Origin of the sequence: Pseudoxanthomonas sacheonensis, from assembly GCF_031455975.1 — a bacterium.
GTDB classification, from domain to species: Bacteria; Pseudomonadota; Gammaproteobacteria; order Xanthomonadales; family Xanthomonadaceae; genus Pseudoxanthomonas_A; species Pseudoxanthomonas_A sacheonensis_A.
Map to the genome: position 1 here is coordinate 1295706 of NZ_JAVDTT010000001.1, position 24985 is coordinate 1320690.

The window sequence follows — 24985 nt, forward strand, 5'->3', positions numbered from 1 at the left end:
ACTGGGGACAACTTGGGGTAAAGCATGGCGCGCATTCTGATCGTCGACGATTCACCTTCGCAGCTGCTGGGCATTCAGCGGATCGTCGAAAAACTTGGCCACGAATCACTCACCGCCGAAGACGGCGCCGCAGGCGTCGAAGTCGCCAAGCGCGAACTTCCGGACATGGTGCTGATGGACGTGGTCATGCCGAACCTCAACGGGTTCCAGGCCACGCGTACCTTGAGTCGCGAAGCCACCACCAAGCACATCCCGGTGATCCTGGTGACCACCAAGGATCAGGACACCGACCGCATGTGGGGACTGCGCCAGGGCGCCAAGGCCTATCTGACCAAGCCGTTCTCGGAAGACGAACTGGCCGAAGTCATCGAGCGCATCTTCAGCACCAGCGAAATGCCGCCGTCCACTGCAGCCTGACGCCAGTAGTCGGGCGACTCATGAAAACGACGGGTGCTTACCCGTCGTTTTCGTTTCCCTCGAACGCATTCGCCAGCATCCGATAGATGGTGCGCTGGCGCTCGTTGACCGCACGCGGCGCGGTGACCTCCAGTTCCACGATCTGATCGCCCGCAGGCGTACCGGGCAGTCCGCGTCCACGCAGGCGCAGCTTGCGTCCCGCTTCCGAATCGGCGGGAATCTTCAGCTCCACTGGACCGCCGAGGGTCTGCACGCTGACCGTCGCCCCGAGTGCGGCCTGCCAAGGAGCCACCGGTAGCACATAAATGATGTTGCGCCCGTCCACCTCGAACTGCGGATGCGCGGCGTACTCGATTTCCAGCAGCAGGTTGCCGCCGCCGTCGCCCTGTCCGGCCAGGCGGATCACCTGACCGGGGCGCACGCCCTTGGGCACGCGCACATCCAGCTGCTTGCCGTTGAGCCCCAAACGCACGCTGCCGCCGTCGTAGACCGCCTGCAGCGGCACCGACACCTTCGCGCGCGTATCGCCGGGAGGACGCGGTCCGCGCGCGCCGGCGCCCGGATGCGCGCGGCGCCCGAACAAGCCTTCGAAGAAATCGCTGAAGCCGCCGCCTGCCGCGCCGTCGCTGCCGAACACTTCCTCGAAGTCGAAGCCCGGGCCGCCGCCAACGCCGCCGCGTCCGAAATCGGGTGGCGGGCGGAATTCCTCGCCGGGCCGGTAACCTTGTGCGCGCAACTGGTCGTAGGCCTGGCGCTTCTGCGGATCGCGCAGAGCCTCATAAGCTTCGTTGACGCCCTTGAACTTCTCTTCGGCCCCTGCTTCCTTGCTGACGTCGGGGTGGTACTTGCGCGCCAACCGCCGGTAGGCGGTCTTGATCTCGGCATCGCCCGCGGTGGGTTCGACCCCGAGCACCTGGTAGTAATCCTTGAACTGCATCGCTTACCTCATGAACAATCGGCCCGCAATCCTGCGACTGCGAGCCGATTCTACTAGGACGGCCGCCGCTGCCGAGGCCGGCGCCCTGTCCATGTTGCTTACTGCACAGTCGGTTCGCCGACCTGGATGCGGCGCGGAGCCGGCTGGGCCTTCTTGGGAATGCTGATCTCCAGCACGCCGTTGCCGCCCTTGGCGACGATGCCTTCGGCGTCGGCGCTGTCCGGCAAAGCGAACTCGCGGTGGAACGCCCCCTGGCGCCGCTCGGTGCGCGAGTATTTCTCACCTTCACCGAGCGCCGGATTGGCGCGCTCGCCCTTGATGCTCAACACGCCCTTGTCCATCTGGATCTCGATCGCGTCGGCGGAGATGCCCGGCAGGTCGGCCAGAATCACGAAACGCTCCGCTTCCTCGCGCACGTCCACACGCGGCACCCACTGGGCTTCTGCGGGAGCGTTGGCGGCGGCCTTGTCGAAGAAGTGCTCGAACAACTGGTTGATCTGCTGCTGGCGCGCGACCTGGCGCGGCCAATGGCGGTAACGAACGGCATGCATGATGTGACTCCTGAATATTGTTTCCGGTAAGGAGCGGCACTCGGCCGCCATGGCCAAGAGATAGGAGTAAAGCGGCCGGTTTCAAGTACCTTTGACGCGGCCTTACCATTCCACCGCCTACCCTTCGTTCATTCTCAAGGAGTCTCCATGACCATCCAGACCGGCGATGCAATCCCCGAAATCACCCTGAAGCGCATCCGCGAGGGAGTGGAAACGGTGGACACGCCCACGTTGTTCCAAGGCCACAACGCGGTGTTGTTCGCGGTGCCCGGCGCCTTCACGCCCACCTGCTCCGAACGTCACCTGCCCGGCTTCATCGCGCACTTCGACGAATTCCGCAAGCGCGGCATAGACGTGTACTGCGTGTCGGTCAACGATCCCTTCGTGATGCAGGCCTGGGGCAAGTCGCAAGAAGTGCCGGAAGGCCTGCAGATGCTGGCCGACGGCAATGCCGATTTCACCCGCGCGCTGGGTCTGGAAATGGACGCCAGCGGCTACGGCATGGGCGTGCGTTCCAAGCGCTATGCCTTGTATGCGGAAGACGGCGTGGTCAGGCAGCTGTGGGTCGAATCCCCTGGCGAGTTCAACGTGTCTTCGGCCGAACACGTGCTGGAAAACCTGCCGAACTGATTCCCTCCCCTCCCCCACAAGGCCAGCCAATGTCCAAGCCCGCCAGCAAATCCAAGCCGCCGAAAGCTTCCACTGCCGGCAAGTCGCCTTTGACCGCCACCGCCACCTTGCGCGCCAACGCGCGCAAGAACATCGAAGACGGCGCAATCACCAGCACTTATGGCGCCGACAAGGAAGTGGTGATCCGGCTCTTGAACGAGGCGCTGGCCACCGAATGGGTCTGCGTATTGCGTTACTACCGCCACTACTTCATGGCCTCGGGCATGCTGGCCGACTCGATCAAGGCCGAATTTCTGGAGCACGCGCAGCAGGAACACGAGCACGCCAACAAGCTCGCCGAGCGCATCGTGCAGCTGGGCGGCGAACCGGACCTCGACCCGGACACGCTGACCAAGCGCGCGCATGCCGAATACAAGGTCGGCCACGACCTGCGCGACATGGTCAAGGAAGATCTGATCGCCGAGCGCATCGCCATCGACAGCTATCGCGAAATGATCAACTACATCGGCGACCGCGACACTACGACCAAGCGCATCCTGGAATCGATCCTGGCCCAGGAAGAAGAGCATGCCGACGAGTTTTCGGACCTGCTGGACGGCTGGATCGGCAACTAGCGTAGGAGCGTGTAGGAGCGACGTAAGTCGCGAAACCAAAGAACCCTCGACCGCTGAGCCGAGGGTTCTATGTCCAATCGCGACTCACGTCGCTCCTACGCACTCCTAAATCGCTCCTACAACAGTACCCGGAAACTGATGCGCGTCCAGGCGCCGCTTTCGGCCAGGGCCGTCAGCGTGTGTTCGCCCGCTTCGCCGTAATCGCGCTGGAACGCCTGCGCTCCGTTCGTCTCGGCGATCCATCTTCCATCCAGTAACCACTGCACTTTGGCGTCCGTGCCCAAGGCGCGTAGCTGCAGCCGTGCGCCATGCGCGCTGCCGGGCGCACGCGCGATCGTGGCCCGATCGTTGAGACCTTCGATCCGCAATTCGCTTGAAGCCTCGCGCCCATCCGAAACGCAGTCGGGAGACAGCACCGGAAGCCTGGACTGCTGCCGCACCTGCGATGACAGCCAGGGCGAAGCCAGCGCCGGCCAACGCGCGATTTGCGCGGTGCGCGACTCATGCGGCTTCGCGCATTCGCCCGAGAGCCGCAACCCCGTTTTCGCGTCCACCTCGAAGCGCTCGCGTCCCGTATTCCAGAGCCTGGCATCGCGCTCGGCGAAAGTCGGTGGAATGGCTCCGTCCAACGTCCATGCCTTCATCCGTCGCTGGCATAGCTGCGGGGCGTCTGCTTCAGGAGGCAGGCCCAACGGCCAGCAGATTTCCGCCTCGGCGACGTTGGCGGGCGGCGGCGCCGGCACGCCATCGCTGCGTGCTCGCGGCAGGCTGTCGATCACCTCGAACATCAGCGGCAATGCGGTGACCGCACCGTACTGCCCCGGCAAGGGCGTACCGTCCGGCCGACCCACCCACACGCCGACCGTGTAGCGGCGTGTGCCGCCGATCGCCCACGCATCGCGAAACCCGTAACTGGTGCCCGTCTTCCATGCCACGCGCGGACGCGAGCCGATGTCGAAAGTGCCCAGCCCGTAACCGGGCCTTGGATTGGCCTCGAGTATTTCGCGCAATATCCAGGCCGCTCCCGAGGACATCATGCGACGGTCGATGACCGGATCGGCATCGGTATAACGCACGCGTCCGGCGAGACCGTCGCGATTGAATGCGGCGAACGCGCCCACCAGGTCTTCCAGCCGCGCACCGGTGCCGCCCAGGATCATGGAGAGATTGGGTTTGCCGCCGCGCGGATATTTCAACTCGATGCCGCCGTTGGCCAGTCGCGCGGAAAAACGCGACGGCCCCACACGATCCAGCAAATCCACCGCGGGCACATTCAGAGAAAGCCGCAAAGCTTCGGCCGCACCGATGGGGCCGTTGAAGGCGGAATCGAAGTTTCCCGGACGGTAGCCGCCGAAAGTCTGCGGCGCGTCGATCAGCAGGCTCTCCGAGTGGATCAACCCGTCGTCCAGCGCCAGACCGTAGAGAAAAGGCTTCAACGTGGAACCCGGCGAGCGCCAGGCCTGCACCATGTCCACATGGCCCAACCGCTGCTTGTCGCCGAAAGTCACCGAACCGACGTAGGCGCGCGCCTGCATGCTGGCGTTGTCGACCACCAGCAGCGCCGCTGAAGTACGCTCGGGCAGATTGGAGAAATAGGCGGAGACGCGTTCCTCCAGCGTGCGCTGCAGCTCGGGATCGATACTGGAGACGATGCGCGCGGCTTTGGGATCGGCCTGATGCAGGCGTTCGGCCAGCAAGGCGGCGCTGAGCGGCGGTTTCAGGGAACGGGCGACCACCGATTCGACGCGGGCATCGTCCACCTCCGCCTGCGGCCAGACACCCAACGCGACCATGCGCTTGAGTACCTTGTCCCGTGCGATGCGCGCAGCTTGCGGATGCCGATCCGGGCGCAGCCGGCTGGGCGATTGCGGCAATACCGCCAGCAAGGCCGCTTCGGCCTGCGACAGACGCGACGCCGGCTTGCCCAGATAGGCCCAGCTTGCCGCTTCTACTCCCTCGATGGTGCCGCCGAAAGGCGCGCGCTCCAGGTACAACTGCAGGATCTCGCGCTTGGACAGGTGCGCTTCCAGCTGCAGCGCGCGCAACAGCTGCTTGGCCTTGCCCCATGGCGTGCGCGAGTGCGGGTCAAGGATGCGCGCGACCTGCATGGTCAGGGTGGAACCGCCGGAAACGATGCGTCCGCCGCGCAGCCACTGCCCGCCTGCGCGCAGCAGCGCCCATGGATTGATGCCGGGGTGCTTCCAGAACCAACGGTCTTCGTAGTTGAGCAGCGCCTGCAAGTAGAGCGGCGATACGGTTTCGGGAGTGGCCGGGTAGCGCCAGACGCCATTGCGATCGGCGAAGGCGCGCAACGGAGTTCCGTCGCGCGCCACTACCAGAGTGCTGGTATCGCGGGCTTTGGGGAGTGGTGGCGGGAAAGTGATATCCAGGACGAGGATCGTCACCAACAGGATTACCGTGCCCCAGCGCAGCCAAGGCAGTCCACGTCGTCGTAGCCAACCGTCATTCCAGCGCAAGCTGGAATCCATTTTGCTTTTGAACCATCCGGACAAGAGAGAACCAGGAGCAAGATCAAGATGGATCCCGGCTTGCGCCGGGATGACGTCGGTTAATTATCCTGCCAACCACCGATCACGGCTGCACCACCGTGATCGAAGCCGGCGTCGACTTGCCCACGCCGCGGATATCCGGGCGGTACATGTCTTCCACCAGCGGCGGCGGCACGCTGTAGGTGCCAGGGGTGACCGCACGGACCAGGTAGAACACCTTGGCGGCGTCGCCGCGATCCAGCTTCAAGGCGGCCACGTAACGATCGTCGCGGTACTCCTCGTGCTTGACGTCGGCCGAGCCGGAGCGGTCTGTGATGTTGATGCCGTCCACCACTACGTCCGCCCACTGCTTGGCGTCGCCCAGGTTGAAGTTCTCGATCTCAAGACCGGCCGGCAGCAGATCGGTGAACAAAGCGTCGGGCATGCTTACGTTGGCGGTGATGCTGACCCGCACGATCAATGCCTCGCCCTCCTTCAAGGTGCTGCCCTTCCACTCCTTGCCATCGGTCGTGTAATAGCTGCGTTCGATACCGATCTGCTTGTTGTCGAAAGCCGGCGCACTGCGCGGAATGCCGGCGATTTCCAAGCTGGCGAACAGCGGCGGCGCGCCCTCCGGGGTGAACTTCACGCCCTTGGCCAGAGTGGCGTAGTCGAACCCACGGCCGAACAGCTTGGTCGGCGCAATGCTTTCGCTTTCGCCGCCTACGCTGTAGCTGCCGGAAACGAGCTTCTTCTGATCCGCCATCAAGGCTTTGCCCAGACGCGCCAGCGCCACCTGCTCCTGCGTGCTGAGATACATCCAGCCGCTGTTGCGTCGCGCGTCCAGTTCCCGGCCCAGCGCGACCGAACGCGCATCGTAAGCCGGCTTGGACAGCTTGCGCTCGTGCACCAACGCGATCATCAAGGCGTCGTCGCGCACGCGGCTGCCGTAGTCGCCCAGATAGCCCGGACGGTCGCCGGCCTTGGCGAAGCCATCGGCGATCGCCTTCTCGCCTCGCTTCTTGTCGCCTTGCAGCGACAGCGCGATGCCCAGGTGGACCAATGGCAGTCCGGTGAGGCTCTTGCCGCGCTCGTTATCGTATAGCGCACGCAGCGTGCCCAGTGGCGCGCGGTTCACCCGGGCCAGCACATAACCGGAATAGGCCTGGCTGGCGAATTTGAGATGGTCGCGCGAATCGTAGCCATAGAACTGCGCACCGCCGGCCAGCAGGTCCTCGCTCAGGCGGGTCAAGGCTTTCTGCAGCACCGTATCCGGCACAGCGAAGCCGCCCTCCTTCGCATCCAACAGGAACTCCACGATGTAAGGCGTCAGGCCCGGATTGACGTAGCCGTCATCGCCCCACATCGAGAAATGGCCGGTGGACACCTGCATGGAAGCCAGACGACCGAAGGCGCCCTCCATGCGTTCGCGGCGTTTCTTCGGATCCAGGCCCTTCACGCCCAGCATCTTCGCCGTCGCATCGTCCAGCTCCAACGCGGCATAGCCCTTGCTGGTGGTCTGTTCGGCGCAACCGTACGGATACTCCAGCGCGCCTTGCAAGGCACTGGCGAACGGGATCGGCGGCAGCGCACTGACCATCATGCGTACGTTGACCGAACCGGTCATCAGGCCATCGGCGAAACCGCTTCCCAGTTCAACCGGCGCCAGCGTGTCCAGCACCCGCGTCTGCGAACGCAGCACCGACGGCCAGCCGGCGCGCACCGGCACGTCGTACTTGCGGTCCACCTTGAAGCCGCCTCCGTCCACCCGCACCCGCACCTGCGCAGTGGTGTAGCCCTCGCCCGCGGTGATCGGGAAACTGAGCGTGGTCTTGGCGTCCTTGCCGAGTTTGGCGCTGCGCGAAGCCTGCGCGATCGACAACGGACCGATGCCATCCACCTGCACCTTGAAATCGCCCGGCTGCCCGGTGAAATTCTGCACATCCAGGGTCACCGTGCTCTTGTCGCCCGGCGCCAGTACGCGCGGCAGGCTGGCTTCGGCCACGATGGGCGCGCGCACCAGGGTTTCGCGATCCTTGTTGCCGTAACGATCCTCCGAGTACACCAGCACCGACACCCGCAAGGTGCCGTTGAAATCCGGAACCTTCAACTTGACCCGCGCATTGCCCTTCGCATCCAACTGCACCGGGCCAGCGAACAAGTCCACGGTCTGCACGCGCGAGGTCGGGCGCTTGGCCTGCGGCAACGCCGCCAGCGCCATGTCGCCGCCGAAACGGATCTTGGCGGTATCGCCTTCGAAACTCTCGATCACGCGGCCGTACACGTCGTACGCATCCACGCCCAGGCGACGCTGGGCGAAGAACTGCGCGTTGGCGTCGGGCACCGGGAAGCGGGTGATGTTGAGGATGCCGACATCCACCGCCGAGACGGTCACGAACGCCTGCTTTCCGGCTAGTTCGGGCACGCTGACGGTGACCGGCAGGTCCTGCTCGGGTCGCATCTGCTTCGGCGCGACCAGTCCTACCGAGACCCGGCGCGCCCTGCGATCCATCGGCACATGCGCCACGCCCACGGCACGCGCAGGAGTGATCTTGCTGGGCACGGAACCGCCGCGGAATACCAGCGCAGTGACGTACACGTCATGGCGTTCCCAGTCCTTGGTCACCGGGATCTCGAAAGTGCTGCCCGGCTTGGCGTCTATCTCCTGCACGTAAAGCATGCGGTCGCTCTCGACCATCAGCAGACCCTTGCCGGGATGCGGCGGAGTGACCGTGACCTTGAGCGTATCGCCGGCCTTGTAGCCGGTCTTGTCCAGCGCGATCTTCACCTTGTCGGGACGCGCATCCAGCCCGCGGTTCTCGTCGTCCCAGCTCCAGCCTGCATTGAACGGATAGCGCGTGGTCAGGCCGGTCGCCGGATCGAATACTTCCAGCCGGTACCCACCCCACTCCACCGGGTAATCGACTTTGGCGGCAGTGGCGCCGATGTCGATGGTCTTCACTTCTTTGTTCTCGAAGCGTTGGGTGAAGTCGTAATCCCAACCATCATCTTCGTCGTAGTTCCAGTGGTAGTCGCGGATTTCGCGTACCAGCGTGACTTTGAGGCCCTTGGCCGGCTGCGGCTTGCCGGCAGCGTCCACGCGCACCAGCTCGAAGCGCGCATTGCTGTTGGCGTCGGCGCCGTCCTTGTCGTCGAACAGCGGACGCACGCCGACCAGCGCATTGGCCGGCCACAGCACGCGCTTGAGCGTGCGGTTGACGGTGCGGCCGCCGGTTTCGTAGACGCTGCCGGAAACGACCGCCGCGATCGTGCTGGTGGGCTTGGCTTCGGCGGGCAGCGCGATGTCTTCCTCGTAGACGCCTTCGGCATCGAAGGTCGTGTCGATGATGTCCTTGGCTTCCTTGGGCAAGCTCAAGGTGGGATCGCCGAAGAAATAACCGGGCAATTGCTCCAGCGGATGCTGCTCCACTGCGACCGCGAGCTTGGCGGTGAAACGGTTGCCGTCGGCCGGCGCGCCGTACAGATACGCCGCCTTTGCCTTCAGCTTGAACGGCTCGCCCGGCTTGAGCACCTGCTGGGCGGCTTCCAGATCCAGTTTCATGCGCTCGGGCAGGAATTCCTCGATGCGCAGGGTCATGCCCTGCACGGCTTCCTTGCTGGCCGGATCGGTGCGGAATTCGACCTGCCAGCGTCCGGTCGGCGCTTCCGTCGGGATGGCCTGTTCGAAACTGAAATAGCCCTGCGCGCCCGGCTGGATGCGGGTCTCGCGGAAGGTCTTGCCGTCCGGCTGCTTCAGGCGCAGGAAAATCGGCTGTGGTTTGGTGGGCTTGCCGTCGTTGTCCCGCAGCAGCGCATTGATGCGCACGGTTTCGCCCGGACGATAGAGATCGCGCCCGGACCAGGCGAAAACATCGAACCAGGCCGCCTCGCGTCCCGCGACCGAGAACTCGGACAGATCCAGCGCCGGCTGGTTGAACGGCAGCATGGACACGTCCTTGTCGCGCTTGGCGATCAGCACCTGTCCCGCATCGAGCTTGTAGTTGAGCAGCGCGTTGCCGTTGCTGTCGGTCTCGCCCTTCAGGAACACCTCGCCCTGGGGGTCGAGGATCTTCAGCTCCACGCCGCCGATGGCATCGCCATTGTTCAACGAGGCCGTGTGCACGAACAATTTGTCTTTGTAGGCGCGTGCATGCAGGCCGATGTCGCTGACCGTGAAGAAGGCGGTTTCGAAATCGCCGGAGAACTTGCCGGTCCGCTTCATCACCGCGAAATACAGGCCGGGATCCTGCAGCTCCTTGATGTCCTGGATGGGAAGGTAGGTCAGCATGCGTTCGTTGGGCTTGCCGCCCAGCACGAAGCGGTTGACGTAGACCGGCTCGGCCAGTTCGCCTATCGGCGTGTTGTCGTTGTACTCGCTATCCAGGTCCCAACTGCCGCGCCTGCCGCCACGCTGGTATTCGGAAAAGAACTTGGGCAGGTTCTTCTCGCTGACGCGCAGGAACTCCACGTCCACTTCCTTGACGTTGATCGACACCACCGGCAGTCCGCGGCTTTCGCGTGCCGGCAGCACGCTGCCCTGCGAAGCGAAACCCACGGCGGGATCGAGCTGGCCGGTATGGACTTTCTCCTTCAGCTCCTTGCCCAGCCGGTTGCCGTCGGCGGCAAGCAGGTCGGCGCGCACCAGGACCTCGTAGTCCTTGGCCGCCTCCACGTACGGGAAGCGCAGGATCAGGCCCTTTTCGTCCAGCACCCAACTGCCTTTGACGATGGCCCCCTTGTCGTCGGTCACTACCAGCAGATCGTCGAAGTTCTGCGAGCCCACTAACGGGCGGCTGAATTCCAGGGCGATGGAGAGATCGCCGTCGTGCTCGTCCGGATAGATGCTGGCCAGCGCGAAGCCTTTGATCTCTTCCTTCTGCGCCTTGATCGGTTCGCCGCTCGGCTCGGGAAGCTGCCCGGTTTCGTTGCGCTTGCAGGCGCCCAGCGCCAACAGCATCAATGCCGAAACGAAAAACGCGCGTACCCAGCGGTTACGCGCGTTCGACTTTGCCCGAGATGCCGATTCCATTTGCATTTCCCTGCCCAGATTGTATTGGCAGTATAGAACGCAAATCTGGTCCGCTTGGGGTCAAGTCAACTCAGATTCTGCGAGGGCGAATTCTTGTCCCTCGACAATTGTTGATCGACTCTGCTTTGCCCCCTTTGGAAAAGGGGGCTACGGGGGATTTGCTCTTGGCGCGAAAAGCAAATCCCCCTCGATCACCCTTTTGCAAAGGGGGGTTACTTCGCTCAGGCTTCCGGGGTGAGGCTCGGCAGTGACGCGCTATCTGCAACCACGTCGTCGTCCTCGTCCAGCGAAGCATCCAGACGCTCCACCGCCTGCAGGGTTTCTTCCTTGGCCAGCTTGATCAGGGTCACGCCCTGGGTATTGCGGCCCACCTGCGATATTTCCGCGGCGCGGGTACGCACCAGAGTGCCGCCGTCGGAAATCAGCAGCACTTCGTGGTGGTCGGACAGCTGCACCGCACCGACCAACTGGCCGTTTCGCGCCGAAGTCTGCAGGGCGATCACGCCCTGGGTACCGCGACCCTTGCGCGGATAGTCCTCGACCGGAGTGCGCTTGCCGTAACCACGCTCGCTGGCGGTCAGGATGTCGCCGTCGCCTTCGACCACGATCAGGCTGCGAACCTGCTCGCCCTTGGCCAGACGGATGCCGCGCACACCGGTGGTGTTGCGGCCGGTGCTGCGCACTTCCTTCTCGGCGAAACGCACGGCCTTGCCGTTGGAAGCGAACAGCATCACGTCGCGGCTGCCGTCGGTCAGGGCCACACCGATGAGCGCGTCGCCTTCGTCCAGGTTGATGGCGATCTTGCCGCGCGACAGCCGGTAGGCGAACTCGGTAAGCGGAGTCTTCTTGACTGTGCCGTCCTGGGTGGCGAACAGCACGTACTGGCCTTCGGCGTATTCGCGCACCGGCAACACCGCCTGCACGCGTTCGCCGGCTTCCAGCGGAATCCAATTGATGATCGGACGCCCTCGCGCATTGGAGCCTGCTTCCGGCAGCTGGTACACCGACAGCCAGAACACGCGCCCGCTGCTGGTGAAGGTCAGCAGGGTGTCGTGGGTGTTGACCAGCCACAGCTGATCGATGAAATCCTCTTCCTTGGTCGCCGCCGCGCTGCGTCCACGGCCGCCGCGGCGCTGGGCGCGATAGGCGCTGGCCGGCTGGCGTTTGGCGTAACCGGCATGCGACAGGGTCACCACCACGTCTTCCGGCGCGATCAGGTCCAGGATGTCCAGGTCTTCTTCGCTGTGGCGGATTTCGCTGCGGCGTGCGTCGCCGAACTCTTCCTTGATGTTCAGCAGTTCGGTGCGGATCACCTCCAGCAGCACATCCGGGTTTTCCAGGATGCGGATCAGGCCGCCGATGGTTTCCAACAGCTCCTTGTATTCCTCGGTCAGCTTTTCCTGCTCCAGACCGGTCAGGCGATGCAGCCGCATCTCCAGGATCTGGGTGGCCTGGATCTCGGTCAGCTGATACGCGCCGTCAAGGAAGCCGACGCCAGCAGGCAGATCTTCCGGCCGCGAGGTATCGGCGCCGGTGGCCGCCAGCAAAGCGCCGACCAAGCCGGGCTCCCAGGTCTTGGCCAGCATGCGCTCGCGCGCTTCGCCGGGATTGGCCGAGGTCTTGATCAGTTCGATCATCTCGTCGATGTTGGCCAGCGCGACGGTCAGACCTTCGAGGATGTGCGCGCGGGCGCGGGCCTTGCGCAGTTCGAAGATGGTGCGGCGGGTGACCACTTCGCGGCGGTGGCGGATGAACGCCTCCAACATCTGCTTCAGGTTCAGCGTCTGCGGACGGCCGTCGACCAGCGCCACCATGTTGATGCCGAACACCGACTCCATCTGGGTCTGCTGGTACAGGTTGTTGAGGACCACGTCGGCCGAATCGCCGCGCTTGACCTCCATGTAGATGCGCATGCCGTCCTTGTCGGACTCGTCGCGCAGCTCGCTCAGGCCTTCCAGCTTCTTTTCCTTGACCAGCTCGGCGATCTTCTCGATCAGCCGCGCCTTGTTCACCTGGTACGGGATCTCGGTGACGATGATCGACTCGCGGCCGGTGTCGTCGTTGACCTCGATGGTGGCGCGGGCGCGCATGCGCACCCGGCCACGGCCGGTGCGGTAGCCAGCCACTATCCCGCTGGTGCCGTTGATGATGCCCGCGGTGGGGAAATCGGGGCCGGGGATGTATTGCATCAACCCATCGACGTCGATTTCCGGGTCGTTGATCAGCGCGATCAGGCCGTCGATGATTTCGGTGAGGTTGTGCGGCGGGATGTTGGTGGCCATGCCCACCGCGATGCCGGCCGAGCCATTGACCAGCAGGTTCGGGAACCGGGTCGGCATGACCGTCGGTTCGTATTCCTTCTCGTCGTAGTTGAGCTGGAAGTCGACGGTTTCCTTGTCGATGTCCGCCATCAGCTGGTCGGTCAGGCGCGACATGCGCGCCTCGGTGTAACGCATGGCGGCGGCGGAGTCGCCGTCGACCGAACCGAAGTTGCCCTGCCCGTCCACCAGCAGGTAGCGCAGCGAGAACGGCTGGGCCATGCGCACCAGGGTGTCGTACACCGACTGGTCGCCGTGCGGGTGGTACTTACCGATCACGTCGCCGACGATACGCGCCGACTTGAAGTGGGCCTTGTTGCTGTGCGCGCCAAGTTCGTTCATCGCGAACAGGACGCGGCGATGCACGGGTTTCAGGCCATCGCGTACGTCGGGAAGCGCGCGCCCCACGATCACGCTCATGGCGTAGTCCAGGTAGCTGCGGCGCATCTCGTCTTCGAGGTTGACCGGGATGATTTCCTTGGCGAGTTCTGCCATTCGGGTTCCGTTTTCTGGTTATTTCTACGGCCAAAGACCGGGCTGCCGAAGCAGGTTCGGCGGGCCGGAAATCGGTGGGATTTTCAACCTGAAAAGTGTACCACAAAACAGGGCTTTTCTGCAGGCGTATTTTCCAGAAAAACAAGCACTTGCAGCTCCCGTAGCCTGTCTTTCCTTCTCCGTCCGGGAGAAGGGAAAATCAATGACCGAAAGCAGCCCGCATCTTTTCTGCGGTCGGCTGCTCTATCACGCCCTTCTCAGTGACGATGGCATCGATCAACTCACCCGGGGTGACGTCGAAGACCGGGTTCCAGGCGCGGATGCCTTCAGCGACGATGCGCACCCCGCCGATGCCTAGCATTTCGCCCGGATCGCGTTCCTCGATTTCGATCAGATCGCCAGTGGCGGTGTCCATGTCCACCGTCGAGGACGGCGCCACCACCATGAACCTGACCCCGTGATGGCGCGCGGCGATGGCCAGCTGGTAGGTCCCGATCTTGTTGGCGGTGTCGCCGTTGGCGCAGATCCGATCGGCGCCGACGATTACCCACTGCACCGCTCCGGTCTTCATCAGGTGCGATGCCGCGGAATCTGCGATCAGGGTCGCGTCGATCCCGTCCTGTTGCAGTTCCCAGACCGTCAGCCGCGCGCCCTGCTGCCAGGGCCGGGTTTCGTCGGCGAATACCCGGGCGATGCGGTCCTGCGCGACGCCGGCGCGGATCACGCCGAGCGCGGTACCGAAGCCCGCCGTGGCCAGCGAACCGGTATTGCAATGGGTCAGCACGCCGCTGCCGGGTTCTATCAAGCCGGCGCCCAACGCGCCCATGTGGCGGTTGGCGGCGAGGTCTTCCTCCGCAATAGCCTGCGCCTCGCGCTCCAGCACCTGTTGCCAGTCCGCACCGGCGGGCTGCAGCACCCGGCGCATGCGGGCCAAGGCCCAAGCCAGATTGACCGCGGTCGGCCTGGCTGCGTTCAACCTCTGCAGGGCCGGCTCCAGCTTGAGCGCCGCCTCGGCGCCATCGGCGGCCTCGATCTCGCGTGCCGCCAGCACCACCCCCCAGCCCGCGGCAATGCCGATGGCCGGCGCGCCACGGACCGCCAGCGAATGGATCGCGGCGGCTACTTCATCGCTGCTGCGGGAACTGAGATGTTCGACCTGGAAAGGCAGTTTGCGCTGGTCCAGCAGATCAAGCGTTTCCCCGGTCCAGAGGATCGGGCGAATCCGGTCGTAGCGGGCATAGTCGATATCTTTTTCCATGCCTCAAGTTTAAATCATCGCCGGTAAGCGAAGCGTTGCGCTCAATACACGCCGAATTCCGCGCGGCAACCTTTGTCGACCCAGATACCCGCGCTGTCCCAGCCCCAATTGGTTCCTTTCACGCAGCGCGTCCGGGACAGCTGGCGCAAAAGGTCCACTCCCTTTTCCACCGTTACCTCGCAACGCTTCCGCTGCCTGTCATCGGATTCGCACAGGAGTTTCGTCGAACGGGTCTCTATGGGTGACGCGGTGGCGTCGGTTTTGCCCACCCTGAATTCGGCCCGGCACCCGCGCGCTGTCCAGATACCGGTCTCGTCGTAGCCCCAGTCCAGGTTTTCGACGCAATCCGAGTCGGACAACAGCCGCGTCAGGCGCACGCCATTGCGGGTTTCCGCGAGACAGTGTTCCACACGATTGGCCCGGGATTCACAGCGCACCAGCGTGCCGTCGACCTTGTCCTCTACCGGGACCGACTTGCCGGTAATGAATTCGGCGCGGCAACGGTGCGACACCCAGACTCCGTGCCGATCGTAGTCCCAGTTACGCCCTTGCATGCAGGGCGTTTTCGACAACTGCTTGACCAAAGTGATCCCTTCGTCGGTATCCACCTCGCAGTAGTGCTGCTCGGTGCGGTCGGATTCGCAACGAAAACGCATGCCGCTGGCCGTTGGCGGTTCGCCGAACGCATCGGCCGAACATGCCAGCAGCAGCACCAAGCAGACTTTCGAAAGGAGTTTCATGCTTGCCCCCGTAACGCCAGCGACAGAGTCACACGAATCCCGTTAACGAATATGAAAAATAAGGCGCCTCAACGCCCGATCCGCCGATATCCATTCAGGCTTCCCTGAATCGGAAAGCCAGCACATCGGCAATGCGGTCGGTGCCCATCATGGCCATGAGCAATCTATCCACGCCCAGCGCTACTCCCGCGCACGCGGGCAACCCACCGGCCATGGCGTCGAGCAGGCGTTCGTCCACTGGCGGCAGCGACGCGATCCTCGACTCGCGCACCGACAGATCGCGCATGAAACGCAGGCGTTGCTCGGTCGCATCGGTCAGTTCGTGGTACCCGTTGGCCAGTTCGTGACTGCCCAAGTACAACTCGAAGCGTTCGGCCAGCGGCGGATCGCCGGGGCGGATTCTGGCCAACGCGCACTGCGACGCGGGCCAGTCGCGGACCACGGTAATGCGGTCCGCCGGGAACGCAGGTTGCAGCAGGTGGGTGATCAGCAGGTCCAGCCAGTCGTCGCGCGTCAGCCCCTCTGCGTCGATGCTGTGTGCGGACAAAGGCGCGCGCAGTTGCTGGTCGGAAGCAGTGAACGGATTCAGGCCGAGCCCTTGTTGGAACAGCTCGAGGTAAGTGCAGGAAACCACTTCGGCTTCGCGGCGGATCAGGCCGAGTGCGCGTTGCACCAGTTGCACGGTTTCCTCGATCAGCTGCAGGTGGTCCCAGCCCACGCGATACCATTCGAGCATCGTGAACTCGGGGTTATGGCGTCCGCCCGCCTCGCCGTTGCGGAACACGCGACCCAGCTCATAACAGTCGCCCACGCCCGCGGCGAGCAGACGTTTTAGCGGGTACTCGGGCGAGGTGCGCATCCAGCGCGTACGCGCGCCCGCTTCGGAGTGCCCGGTGAAGTGGGTGGTGAAGCTTTCGATATTGGGTTCGGTGTTGCCGGCCTCCGACAGGATGGGCGTCTCCACCTCCAACACGTCGCGTTCGGCGAAATACAGGCGGAACAGCGCGTTGACCGCCGCGCGCAGGCGCAGCGCATCGAGGTTGGCAGGCGGCGTGGCACGCTGCTTCCTTTGCGTCATGAATGCTTTGCCAGAAAATCCAACAACCTCTGCTCATCCCATACTTCGACCCCGAGTTCCTCTGCTTTGGCAAGCTTGGATCCGGCCGCCTCGCCTGCCACCACCAGGCTGGTCTTCTTGGAAACGCTGCCTGCGACCTTGGCGCCCAGCGCTTCGAGTTTCTCTCCGGCTTCGTCGCGACTCATCGAGGACAGGCTGCCGGTCAAGACCACGGTCTTGCCATCCAGCGGCCCTGCGACGATGGCTTCCGTTTCAGGAACTGCGGCCAGCAGCTGGCCGATGGCATCACCGCTTCGCAGCAACAGGCTGGCGTTGTCCGGTACCTCAAGCCACGTCGCCAACGCATTGGCGGATTCGGAAGGCAAGCCAGCGCTTACGAACTGATGCGCAGGCGCATCCACCAGCGCCTGCGCCGTGCCGAAGGCGTTGCCGAGTTGTTCGGCGCGGACGCGGGTGACCTTGGGAATTTCCAGGTCCACCAGCAATGTCGCGACGTCCAGGCCTTCGCGCAGTTTCGCGGTCGGCGGATGCGCATCGGAAATCTTCACCCCTCGCGCCAGCAACTCGTCGATGACCTGCTGGTTGCCGGGCTGGTCCAGGAAATGGCCGATGGAACGCGCGACCTCGCCGCCGACATCCGGGACATGCTTGAACAAAGGCCATGGCAGGTGCCGGATCACTTGCAGATCGCCGAACCATGCCGCCAATGCTTTGGCGGTGCTTTCGCCGACATGCTGGATGCCGAGAGCGAACAGGAACCTCTCCAGCGTGGTGTTGCGGCTGCGATCGACGGCCTCGATCAGGTTCTCCGCCCATTTGGTGGCGACTTTTCCCGCTTTGACCGTCTCCGGCGTGGTGCCATCGCGCTCGTCCGCGCGACGTTTCATTTCCAGCAGGTCTTCCAGGGTCAGTTTGTACAGGTCCGCCACCGATTGCAGGTAACCCAGGTCGGACAGTGCCTCGATGAAACGGTCGCCCAGGCCGTCGACATCCATCGCCCGTCGCGAGGCGAAATGGCGGATAGCTTCCTTGCGCTGCGCCGGACAACTCAACTCGCCCGAACAGCGCCAAGCCGCTTCCCCTTCTTCGCGCACGATCTCCGAACCGCAGATGGGGCAAGCCGCAGGCATCTTCCACGGCTTGGCGCCTTTCGGCCGTTGCTCCAGCATCACGTTGACCACTTCCGGGATCACGTCGCCGGCGCGGCGCACGATCACCGTATCGCCCACGCGCACGTCCAGTCGCGCGATCTGGTCGGCGTTATGCAGGGTCGCGTTGGTGACGACCACACCGGCGACCTGCACAGGCTTCAAGCGTGCGACCGGCGTGGCCGCGCCGGTGCGGCCGATCTGTATCTCGATGGCCTCGACCGTGGTGGACTGTTCCTGGGCGGGGAACTTATGCGCGATCGCCCAGCGCGGCGCGCGCGAGACGAAACCCATCTCGCGCTGGCCGGCGTTGTCGTCCAGCTTGTAGACCACGCCGTCGATGTCGAAGGCCAGCGCATCGCGTTTGCCGCCGATCCGCCCGTAGTAATCGAGCAGGCCTTGGACGCCCTCGACCACTTTCGATTCCGAACTGACCGGGAACCCCCATTCGCGCAGCTGCTTGAGCGTCGCCGAATGCGTGTCCGGCAACGCGCCGCCCTCGACCAAGCCGACGCCATAAGCGAAGAAGGCCAGCGGGCGCTGCGCGGTCAGGCGCGGGTCGAGTTGGCGCAGCGATCCCGCGGCGCCGTTGCGCGGATTGGCCAGTACTTTGCCGCCGTGCAGACGCGCCTGCTCGTTGTATTTCTCGAAAGCGGCGCGCGGCATGTACACCTCGCCTCGCACTTCGAGGATCGCGGGCCAGCCTTTTCCGCGCAGGTGCAACGGAATGGCTTTCACCGTGCGCAGATTGGCGGTGACGTCCTCGCCACTGGCGCCGTCGCCGCGGGTGGCGCCTTGCACGAAGCGGCCCTTTTCGTAACGAAGACTGATGGCGAGGCCGTCGAGTTTCGGTTCCGCCGAGAATTCCAGCACTGGGCGCTTCAGTTTTTCCTCGATGCGGCGCACGAAGTCGCGCACCTCGGCTTCGCTGAAGGCATTGCCCAGCGAAAGCATGGGAATGGCGTGGCGGACTTCAGCGAACTTCGAGGACGGGGCATTGCCGACGCGCTGGGTCGGGGAATCGGGCGTCGCCAGCTCCGGGTGCGCGGCCTCCAGCTCGTCCAGCTCGCGCAGCAGCCGATCGTACTCGGCGTCCGGGATATTGGGTTCGTCGAGGACGTGGTAGCGGTAGCTGGCGTCGTCGAGCTGTTGGCGGAGTTTGGTGGCGCGGGTGGCTGGGTTAGTCATATGCAGTAGCGGCTTTTCGAGCCCTTCTCCCCTCGGGAGAAGGTGGCGCGTAGCGCCGGATGAGGGTACGGCGGAGTCAGTGTCGTCGTAACCATCATGGCTTCGCCGTACCCTCACCCCAACCCCTCTCCCGCAGGGAGAGGGGCTCAATCACCAGCGCGGCGACTTGGTCAGCGGCGGCGCTTCGTGCTGGCGGTCGTAGGCGCGCAGCTCCTCGCGGATATGCATGATGCGCTGGCGGCCCAGCGCGTTGCGGCTGTCGTCCAGGACCACGCCGTCCAGCAGCTCGGCCATGCGCTGCACATTGGGCAGCAGCTTCTCCCAGGCGTCCAACGCGGTCAGCGGCGCCGGCAGCGTGAGGAAGAAAGCGATGGCCGGCGTTTCCAGTTCGCGGATGTTGGCCATGTCGAAACTGCCGGGCTGCAGGATATTGGCCATGCTGAAGATGGGGCCGCGCTCGGGATGGTTTTCGACCAGACGGTGGAACACGTTCATATGGCCGAAGGTCAGGCCGGTTTTTTCCGCGGCGACGACGATGTCCTCGCCACGCAGGGTATGGCCGGCACGCGCGGCGACGTAGAGCGAGACGATTTTGTCGAAATCCTGGCTGGGACGCTTGCCCAGATCGCTTTCGATGGCGCCGCCGGGCAGGCCCAGTTCCGGCTGGGAAACCGCATCGCTGCTGTAATCCAGGCCCGAACCGTCCGCGGAAAGGTCCCCGGCCAGGCTGGGCTCAGTGCGCGCGCCATCGCGTTCGCCGGGCTCGATGCGTTTGCCCTGTTTCGATTTCTTGGGGCGGCCGAAGAAGACGATCGCCACGATCAGCAGCACGCCTGCGATCAGGATGCCGATTCTAAGCAAGGCCATGTCGGACATTTATCTGTTTCTCCGCGCGGGGGTCGCTGAGGGGATCGTGCTTGTCAAAGCCGTGCTTATCAAGATCGCGCTTTTCAGGGTCCTGTTTGCAAGGGTCGTGCCGCCCAAGGCCATGTCGCCCAAAATCAGGCGGCGCCGGCCAGGCGTGCGGCCTCTTCCAGGTCCACCGAGACCAGACGGCTGACGCCAGGCTCCCGCATGGTAACGCCACTGAGCTGGTGTGCGGCTTCCATGGTCGACTTGTTGTGGCTGACGAACAGGAACTGCACCTTCTCGCTCATTTCCTTGACCATGGCGGTGAAACGGCCGACGTTGGCCTCGTCCAGCGGGGCGTCGACCTCGTCCAGCAAGCAGAACGGCGCAGGATTGAGCTGGAAGATGGCGAATACCAGCGCCACCGCGGTCATCGCCTTCTCGCCGCCCGAGAGCAGCGAGATATTGGAGACGCGCTTGCCGGGCGGACGGGCCATGATCGCCACGCCGGTGTCCAGCAAATCTTCTCCGGTCAGCTCCAGATAGGCGTGGCCGCCGCCGAACAGGCGCGGATAAAGTTCCTGCACGCCAGAATTCACCCGGTCGAAAGTGTCTTTGAAGCGGCCGCGGGTCTCGCGGTCGATCTTGCGGATCGCCTCTTCCAGGGTCTCCAGCGCCGAGGTCAGATCGGCGTTTTGCGCCTCCAGGTATTCGGAGCGCTGTGAGGCTTCGCCGTACTCGTGGATCGCGGCCAGGTTCACCGGCTCCAGCCGGCGCATCTTGCCGTCGATGTTGCCGACCGCCTGCTCCCAGTCGGCCACGGCGGCGACTTCGGGCAGGCTGTTGATGACGTCTTCCAGCACGAATCCCGCTTTGACCACGGCGCCCGACAGCTGCTCGGCCTTCAGGCTCAGCGCCTGCTGGTCCAGCTTGCGCTGCGAAATCACCTCGCGCTGGGTCAGCGACTGCTCATCGCGCTGGTGGCGCACCTGCTCGAAGTTGCGCAGGTCGTTGTCGATACCCTCCAGCGCCGCGCGCGCTTCGCCCAACTGGCGGTCGGCCAGCACGCGTTGCTCCAGGGCGGCCTGGCGTTCGTTTTCCAGCGATTCGACCGGAGAGTCGCCGGCGCTCAACTGCGAGGAAAGTTCGCCCAGGCGCGAATCGAGCTGGCCGCGCTGGCCGCTCATGCGTTCCAAGGCCTGGCTCAAGGCCACGATCTGGGTGCGTTGGGATTCCAGGGTCAGCGCCAGCGCATGGGCGCTGTCGCGAGAACTGCGGGCCGCATCGCGCGCGGCGTCGCGCGCTTCGGCCAACTGGCGGCGCTCGGCATCCAGCGACTGGCGTGCGGTTTCCAGTTCGGCCATGCGGCTGATGGCGTCCTCAAGCCTGGAACGGGCCTCGCGGGCCTGCTCGCGGCTGTTGTCGAGGGTTTCATGCAGCTGCAGCAGTTCGCCGTCGATGCGGTCGATGCGGTTGCGTGCGGATTCGACCCTGCCCTGTTGGCTCTGCAACTGGCCGGCGAGTTCGGAAACGCCGCGGTGGGCGATGTAGAGCGCGCGCTGCGCGTCCTCGCGGTGCTGTTCGGCGGCGAGCAACTGGTCGCGGAAGCTGGTCAGCAATTGGTCGAGTTCGGCTTCGCGCTTCTGCAACGCTTCGATTTCCACGCGCAGCGACTGGATGTCGCGCTCGCGCAGCAAGGCGCCCTGCTTGGCCGCGCCCGAACGCAACACGCGCACCCAACCGGCGCCCATGCGTTCGCCGCTGCGGGTGATGACCGATTGATCGGTATGCCCGCCCTCGCCGAGTTTCGGCAGCAGGCGGCGTGCTTCGGCCAGGTCCTCGGCGACGTGCAAACGCGCGAGCAGGCGACGGATCGCCAGTGGGCCCTGTACTTTCGCCGCAAGCGAAGTCGGCGCGAAGGAAGAACCGTCGTCATCGGAAGACACCAGTGCGATCCGGCCTTCGCCGAGTTCGCCCAGCGCTTCGACCAGCGTTTCAGGGGCATCGACGAGAACGCCCTCGATCAGCTGGCCGAGCGCGCCTTCGACGGCGTTTTCCCAGCCCGATTCGACGGTCAGCTTTTCACCGACGCGCGCAGCAGAATCGAGCCCTCGCGATTTGAGCCACGCCACCGCCGCGCCCTGCTCCTGGCCCAACGCCGCGTGCTGCAGGGTTTCCAGCGAGGACAGTCGGCCGCGCGCGGCCTGGGTGTTCTTGCGGACTTCCGCCAGCTCCGACTGCGCGCCGCGCTGCTGTTCCTGCAATGCGCCGACGGATTGCTTGCGGGTTTCCAGATCGGTATTGAGCCCGTCCAGCGACGCCTTCTGGGTTTCGTGCTGCAACTGCGCCTGTTCGAAAGCCGCGGCCAGCGCGTCCAGATCCAGACCACTGCGTTCGCTGGTCAGGATCTCGCGGCGACGGTCGGCTTCCAGCGACTGCTTGTCCAAGTAGTCGACGCGGGTGCGTTCGACTTCGCCGGCACGCGCGGCCTCGGAGGATTCGCGGCTGTGGCCTTCCCAGCGCTGCTGCCAGTCTGAGAGCTTGGTTTCCGCTTCACGCAGGGCTTCCTGCTTGTGCTGATCGTCTTCCTGCAACTGCGCCAGTTGCGGCTCGGCCTCGGCCACGGATTCGCGCAGCACGGCGAGCTTGGTTTCGTCGCCGCTGATGTGCTGGCCGAGTTCGGAGAGCGCGTTCTGCGCTTCGTCGCGGGCCTTCTGCAGGCGCTCGGCGAGTTCGCGCTGGTGCTGGATCTGCTGTTCGATGCGGGCCAGCGCGCTGCCGACCTGGTAAACCTCGCCTTGCGCCTTGTTCAAGGCGTCGCTGGCCGATTCGCGCCCGACCCGACCGGTTTCCAGCTGACGTTCGGCCTCGCGCTGTTCGGCGATCAGCTGCTGCAGCTTGGTCTCTTCCTGCGACAGGCCTTCGCGCAGTTTCTGCAATTCGCCGTCCAGGCCGCGGTATTCCAGCGCCTTCCACTCGGCGTCCTTGATCTTCCGTTCTTCCTGCAACGCCTGGTACTGCTCGGCCTGGCGGGCCTGGCGCTTGAGGTGTTCCAGCTGCTTGGTGATCTCTTCGCGCAGATCGCCCAAGCGGTCGAGGTTTTCGCGGGTATGGCGGATGCGGGTTTCGGTTTCCTTGCGGCGCTCCTTGTATTTGGAGATGCCGGCCGCTTCTTCCAGATAGATACGCAGGTCTTCCGGGCGCGCCTCGATGATCTGGCTGATCATGCCCTGCTCGATGATCGAATAGCTGCGCGGGCCCAGCCCAGTGCCCAGGAACAGGTCGGTGATGTCGCGGCGGCGGCACTTGGTGCCGTTGAGGTAGTAGTTGCTGGTGCCGTCGCGACTGACCAGACGCTTGACCGAGATCTCGTTGAACGCGGCGAATTCGCCGGCGATGGTGTGGTCGCTGTTGTCGAAGATCAGCTCGACCGTGGCCTGCGACACCGGCTTGCGCGCGGCCGAGCCGGAGAAGATCACGTCGGTCAGCGAATCGCCGCGCAGACGGCTGGCCGAGCTCTCGCCCATCACCCAGCGCACGGCGTCGATGATGTTGGATTTGCCGCAGCCGTTGGGACCGACCACGCCGGTCATGTTGGTGGGCAGATGCAGGGTGGTCGGATCGACGAAGGATTTGAAACCGGACAGCTTGATGGTGGAAAGGCGCATGCGGCGGTTGCTTCCGGGCATCGCGGCCGGATTGGCCGGCGCGCTGCCACATTTAGTAATCGGGATTATATTTCGACGCCAAGTTACTGATTTAACTTGCGAAGGTGGTCTGCGAACAAAGCACCAACCAAGGAGTATAACGGGCCGCAGGGCGTGAGCGCCTCCCGTCGCAAGCCATTGTCTTGTGGGGCCGAGCTTGCGCGGCTGCTCTTGATCCTGGTGGCAAGGCAGCCGGGCAAGCTCTGTCCCCTAAAGCACGGACAAAAGCGCACGGATGCGGGCCGCTTCCGACGACAGACTTAAGCCGGCTCGACGCGGATTCCGCTGTCCGGGTCGAAGAAATGCATGCGTTCGGAGACGTAGCCCAGGTGGACCTGGCCACCGACTACCGGTAGATCGTAGGGCGGCAGGCGGATCACCAGATCGCAGCCGCCGCAGCCCAGATTGAGGAAGGCTTCGTTGCCCACCGGCTCGACCACTTCCACCTTGGCCGGCAAGCGACCCGCCCCTGGCGGCCCCAGATGCATGTCTTCAGGCCGCAGTCCTATCGTCAATTGTTTGCCGACGTAGGTCTGCAAGATCGCTTCCATGGCGGGTTGCGGTTGCAACAGCAACTCAACGCCCTCGGCGATGACCAGACGCAAGCCATCGCGTTGCTGCAGTTCGCCCCATAACAAGTTCATTTTCGGGCTGCCGATGAAGGTAGCCACGAACAAGTTGGCGGGCTTCAGATACAGCGCCATCGGCGTGTCGATCTGCTGCACCTCGCCGTCTTTCATCACCACGATGCGCTGGCCCAAGGTCATCGCCTCGACCTGGTCATGGGTGACGTAGATCATGGTCGTGCCCAGTTGCCGGTGCAGGCGGGCGATCTCGGTGCGTACCGAATGACGCAGCTTGGCGTCCAGATTGGAGAGCGGCTCGTCCAGCAGGAACACCGAGGGTTCGCGCACCAGCGCCCGGCCCAGCGCCACGCGCTGGCGCTGGCCGCCGGACATCTGCCCCGGCAGCTTGTCCATCATGAGCGTCAGGCCCAGGGTCTCGGCCGCCGCCGCGACCCGTTTCTCGATGGTGGCCTTGTCGTACTTGCGCAGCTTCAGCCCGAAGGCGAGGTTCTCGGCCACGGTCATGTGCGGATACAGCGCATAGCTCTGGAACACCATGGCGATGTCCCGGTCCTTCGGCACCACTTCATTGACCACGCGCTCGCCGATGGAAAGCGTGCCGGCGGTGATGTCTTCCAAGCCGGCGATCATCCGCAACAAGGTGGACTTGCCGCAGCCCGAGGGCCCGACCAGCACCATCAGTTCGCCGTCGGCGACTTCGAAACTGGCGCCGTGCACGGCCACCTGGCCGTTGTCGTATATCTTGCGGACGTTATCTAGTTGAACGCTGGCCATCATCTCTCCGGCGATGAAGTACTGACGGTCGCCGGCCCTCCCGGTGACTGCTGGCATGCATCCCGATTGCCGCGTGCGGCAATCGGGATGCAGTTGGCTTTATTTCTATTTCAGCCCTCTGACCGGTTCCGCTGACCGAAGGCTTACGGTATTCTGCCATGTAACCGTTTTCACAA

15 protein-coding genes are annotated in these 24985 nt (G+C 64.3%); 3 read left to right on the forward strand and 12 right to left on the reverse strand.

Features of this window, described 5'->3' with window-relative positions; all coding sequences use genetic code 11:
- The first annotated feature begins 24 nt into the window (after nucleotides 1–24).
- Nucleotides 25–417 carry a twitching motility response regulator PilH gene (gene pilH / locus J2W94_RS05815; protein ID WP_310090996.1) on the forward strand — a complete coding sequence of 131 codons (393 nt, stop codon included), beginning with the start codon at nucleotides 25–27 and terminating at the stop codon, nucleotides 415–417.
- Between the two features lie 37 nt (nucleotides 418–454).
- Here pilH and J2W94_RS05820 read toward each other — a convergent pair whose 3' ends face one another.
- The gene (locus J2W94_RS05820; RefSeq protein ID WP_310090998.1) at nucleotides 455–1354 is read right to left on the reverse strand and encodes a DnaJ C-terminal domain-containing protein; all 900 of its coding nucleotides are present in this window, start codon (nucleotides 1352–1354) and stop codon (nucleotides 455–457) included.
- Nucleotides 1355–1452: 98 nt separating this feature from the next.
- On the reverse strand, nucleotides 1453–1905 hold the full coding sequence (locus J2W94_RS05825; RefSeq protein WP_310090999.1) for an Hsp20/alpha crystallin family protein: 453 nt from the start codon (nucleotides 1903–1905) through the stop codon (nucleotides 1453–1455).
- A 147-nt stretch (nucleotides 1906–2052) separates the two neighbouring features.
- On the opposite strand from J2W94_RS05825, the gene J2W94_RS05830 reads away from it, so the two are divergent.
- Both J2W94_RS05830 and J2W94_RS05835 read left to right on the forward strand, forming a co-directional pair.
- Complete coding sequence (locus J2W94_RS05830) at nucleotides 2053–2535, forward strand: peroxiredoxin (protein WP_310091002.1); 483 nt, start codon at nucleotides 2053–2055, stop codon at nucleotides 2533–2535.
- A 29-nt stretch (nucleotides 2536–2564) separates the two neighbouring features.
- Nucleotides 2565–3149 (forward strand): ferritin-like domain-containing protein, encoded by a 585-nt coding sequence (locus J2W94_RS05835; RefSeq protein WP_310091004.1) that lies wholly within the window; start codon nucleotides 2565–2567, stop codon nucleotides 3147–3149.
- 116 nt (nucleotides 3150–3265) lie between these two features.
- Here the strand turns inward: J2W94_RS05835 and pbpC are convergent, their stop codons facing one another.
- The 10 genes from pbpC to J2W94_RS05885 all read right to left on the reverse strand — a co-directional run bounded on the left by pbpC (nucleotide 3266) and on the right by J2W94_RS05885 (nucleotide 24809).
- On the reverse strand, nucleotides 3266–5626 hold the full coding sequence (pbpC, locus tag J2W94_RS05840; RefSeq protein ID WP_310091006.1) for a penicillin-binding protein 1C: 2361 nt from the start codon (nucleotides 5624–5626) through the stop codon (nucleotides 3266–3268).
- A 115-nt stretch (nucleotides 5627–5741) separates the two neighbouring features.
- Nucleotides 5742–10595: an alpha-2-macroglobulin family protein gene (locus J2W94_RS05845; RefSeq protein WP_310091599.1), complete on the reverse strand. Its 4854-nt coding sequence runs from the start codon at nucleotides 10593–10595 to the stop codon at nucleotides 5742–5744.
- Between the two features lie 293 nt (nucleotides 10596–10888).
- Nucleotides 10889–13480, reverse strand: a complete 2592-nt coding sequence (gyrA, locus tag J2W94_RS05850; RefSeq protein ID WP_310091009.1) for a DNA gyrase subunit A — start codon at nucleotides 13478–13480, stop codon at nucleotides 10889–10891.
- Nucleotides 13481–13679: 199 nt separating this feature from the next.
- Nucleotides 13680–14738, reverse strand: coding sequence for an S-methyl-5-thioribose-1-phosphate isomerase (gene mtnA / locus J2W94_RS05855; RefSeq protein ID WP_310091011.1), 1059 nt, complete (start codon nucleotides 14736–14738; stop codon nucleotides 13680–13682).
- Nucleotides 14739–14779: 41 nt separating this feature from the next.
- Nucleotides 14780–15451 carry a DUF3011 domain-containing protein gene (locus tag J2W94_RS05860; protein WP_310091601.1) on the reverse strand — a complete coding sequence of 224 codons (672 nt, stop codon included), beginning with the start codon at nucleotides 15449–15451 and terminating at the stop codon, nucleotides 14780–14782.
- A gap of 121 nt (nucleotides 15452–15572) precedes the next feature.
- Complete coding sequence (gene epmA / locus J2W94_RS05865; protein ID WP_310091014.1) at nucleotides 15573–16556, reverse strand: EF-P lysine aminoacylase EpmA; 984 nt, start codon at nucleotides 16554–16556, stop codon at nucleotides 15573–15575.
- Nucleotides 16553–18892, reverse strand: coding sequence for an NAD-dependent DNA ligase LigA (ligA, locus tag J2W94_RS05870; RefSeq protein ID WP_310091015.1), 2340 nt, complete (start codon nucleotides 18890–18892; stop codon nucleotides 16553–16555). The genes epmA and ligA overlap by 4 nt, the downstream gene beginning before the upstream one ends.
- Nucleotides 18893–19042: 150 nt before the next feature.
- Nucleotides 19043–19768, reverse strand: coding sequence for a cell division protein ZipA (gene zipA, locus J2W94_RS05875; RefSeq protein ID WP_310091018.1), 726 nt, complete (start codon nucleotides 19766–19768; stop codon nucleotides 19043–19045).
- A 125-nt stretch (nucleotides 19769–19893) separates the two neighbouring features.
- Complete coding sequence (smc, locus tag J2W94_RS05880) at nucleotides 19894–23409, reverse strand: chromosome segregation protein SMC (RefSeq protein ID WP_310091020.1); 3516 nt, start codon at nucleotides 23407–23409, stop codon at nucleotides 19894–19896.
- A gap of 299 nt (nucleotides 23410–23708) precedes the next feature.
- Nucleotides 23709–24809, reverse strand: a complete 1101-nt coding sequence (locus J2W94_RS05885; protein ID WP_310091603.1) for an ABC transporter ATP-binding protein — start codon at nucleotides 24807–24809, stop codon at nucleotides 23709–23711.
- Nucleotides 24810–24985: the final 176 nt, after the last annotated feature.

Bases quoted from the DNA above. Each gene is read 5' to 3' on its own strand.
- zipA (WP_310091018.1), bottom strand. From the start codon at position 19,768: ATGTCCGACATGGCCTTGCTTAGAATCGGCATCCTGATCGCAGGCGTG.
- gyrA (WP_310091009.1), bottom strand. From the start codon at position 13,480: ATGGCAGAACTCGCCAAGGAAATCATCCCGGTCAACCTCGAAGACGAG.
- J2W94_RS05830 (WP_310091002.1), top strand. From the start codon at position 2,053: ATGACCATCCAGACCGGCGATGCAATCCCCGAAATCACCCTGAAGCGC.
- epmA (WP_310091014.1), bottom strand. From the start codon at position 16,556: ATGACGCAAAGGAAGCAGCGTGCCACGCCGCCTGCCAACCTCGATGCG.
- pilH (WP_310090996.1), top strand. From the start codon at position 25: ATGGCGCGCATTCTGATCGTCGACGATTCACCTTCGCAGCTGCTGGGC.
- ligA (WP_310091015.1), bottom strand. From the start codon at position 18,892: ATGACTAACCCAGCCACCCGCGCCACCAAACTCCGCCAACAGCTCGAC.
- smc (WP_310091020.1), bottom strand. From the start codon at position 23,409: ATGCGCCTTTCCACCATCAAGCTGTCCGGTTTCAAATCCTTCGTCGAT.
- J2W94_RS05885 (WP_310091603.1), bottom strand. From the start codon at position 24,809: ATGGCCAGCGTTCAACTAGATAACGTCCGCAAGATATACGACAACGGC.
- J2W94_RS05820 (WP_310090998.1), bottom strand. From the start codon at position 1,354: ATGCAGTTCAAGGATTACTACCAGGTGCTCGGGGTCGAACCCACCGCG.
- mtnA (WP_310091011.1), bottom strand. From the start codon at position 14,738: ATGGAAAAAGATATCGACTATGCCCGCTACGACCGGATTCGCCCGATC.
- J2W94_RS05835 (WP_310091004.1), top strand. From the start codon at position 2,565: ATGTCCAAGCCCGCCAGCAAATCCAAGCCGCCGAAAGCTTCCACTGCC.
- J2W94_RS05845 (WP_310091599.1), bottom strand. From the start codon at position 10,595: ATGCTGTTGGCGCTGGGCGCCTGCAAGCGCAACGAAACCGGGCAGCTT.
- J2W94_RS05825 (WP_310090999.1), bottom strand. From the start codon at position 1,905: ATGCATGCCGTTCGTTACCGCCATTGGCCGCGCCAGGTCGCGCGCCAG.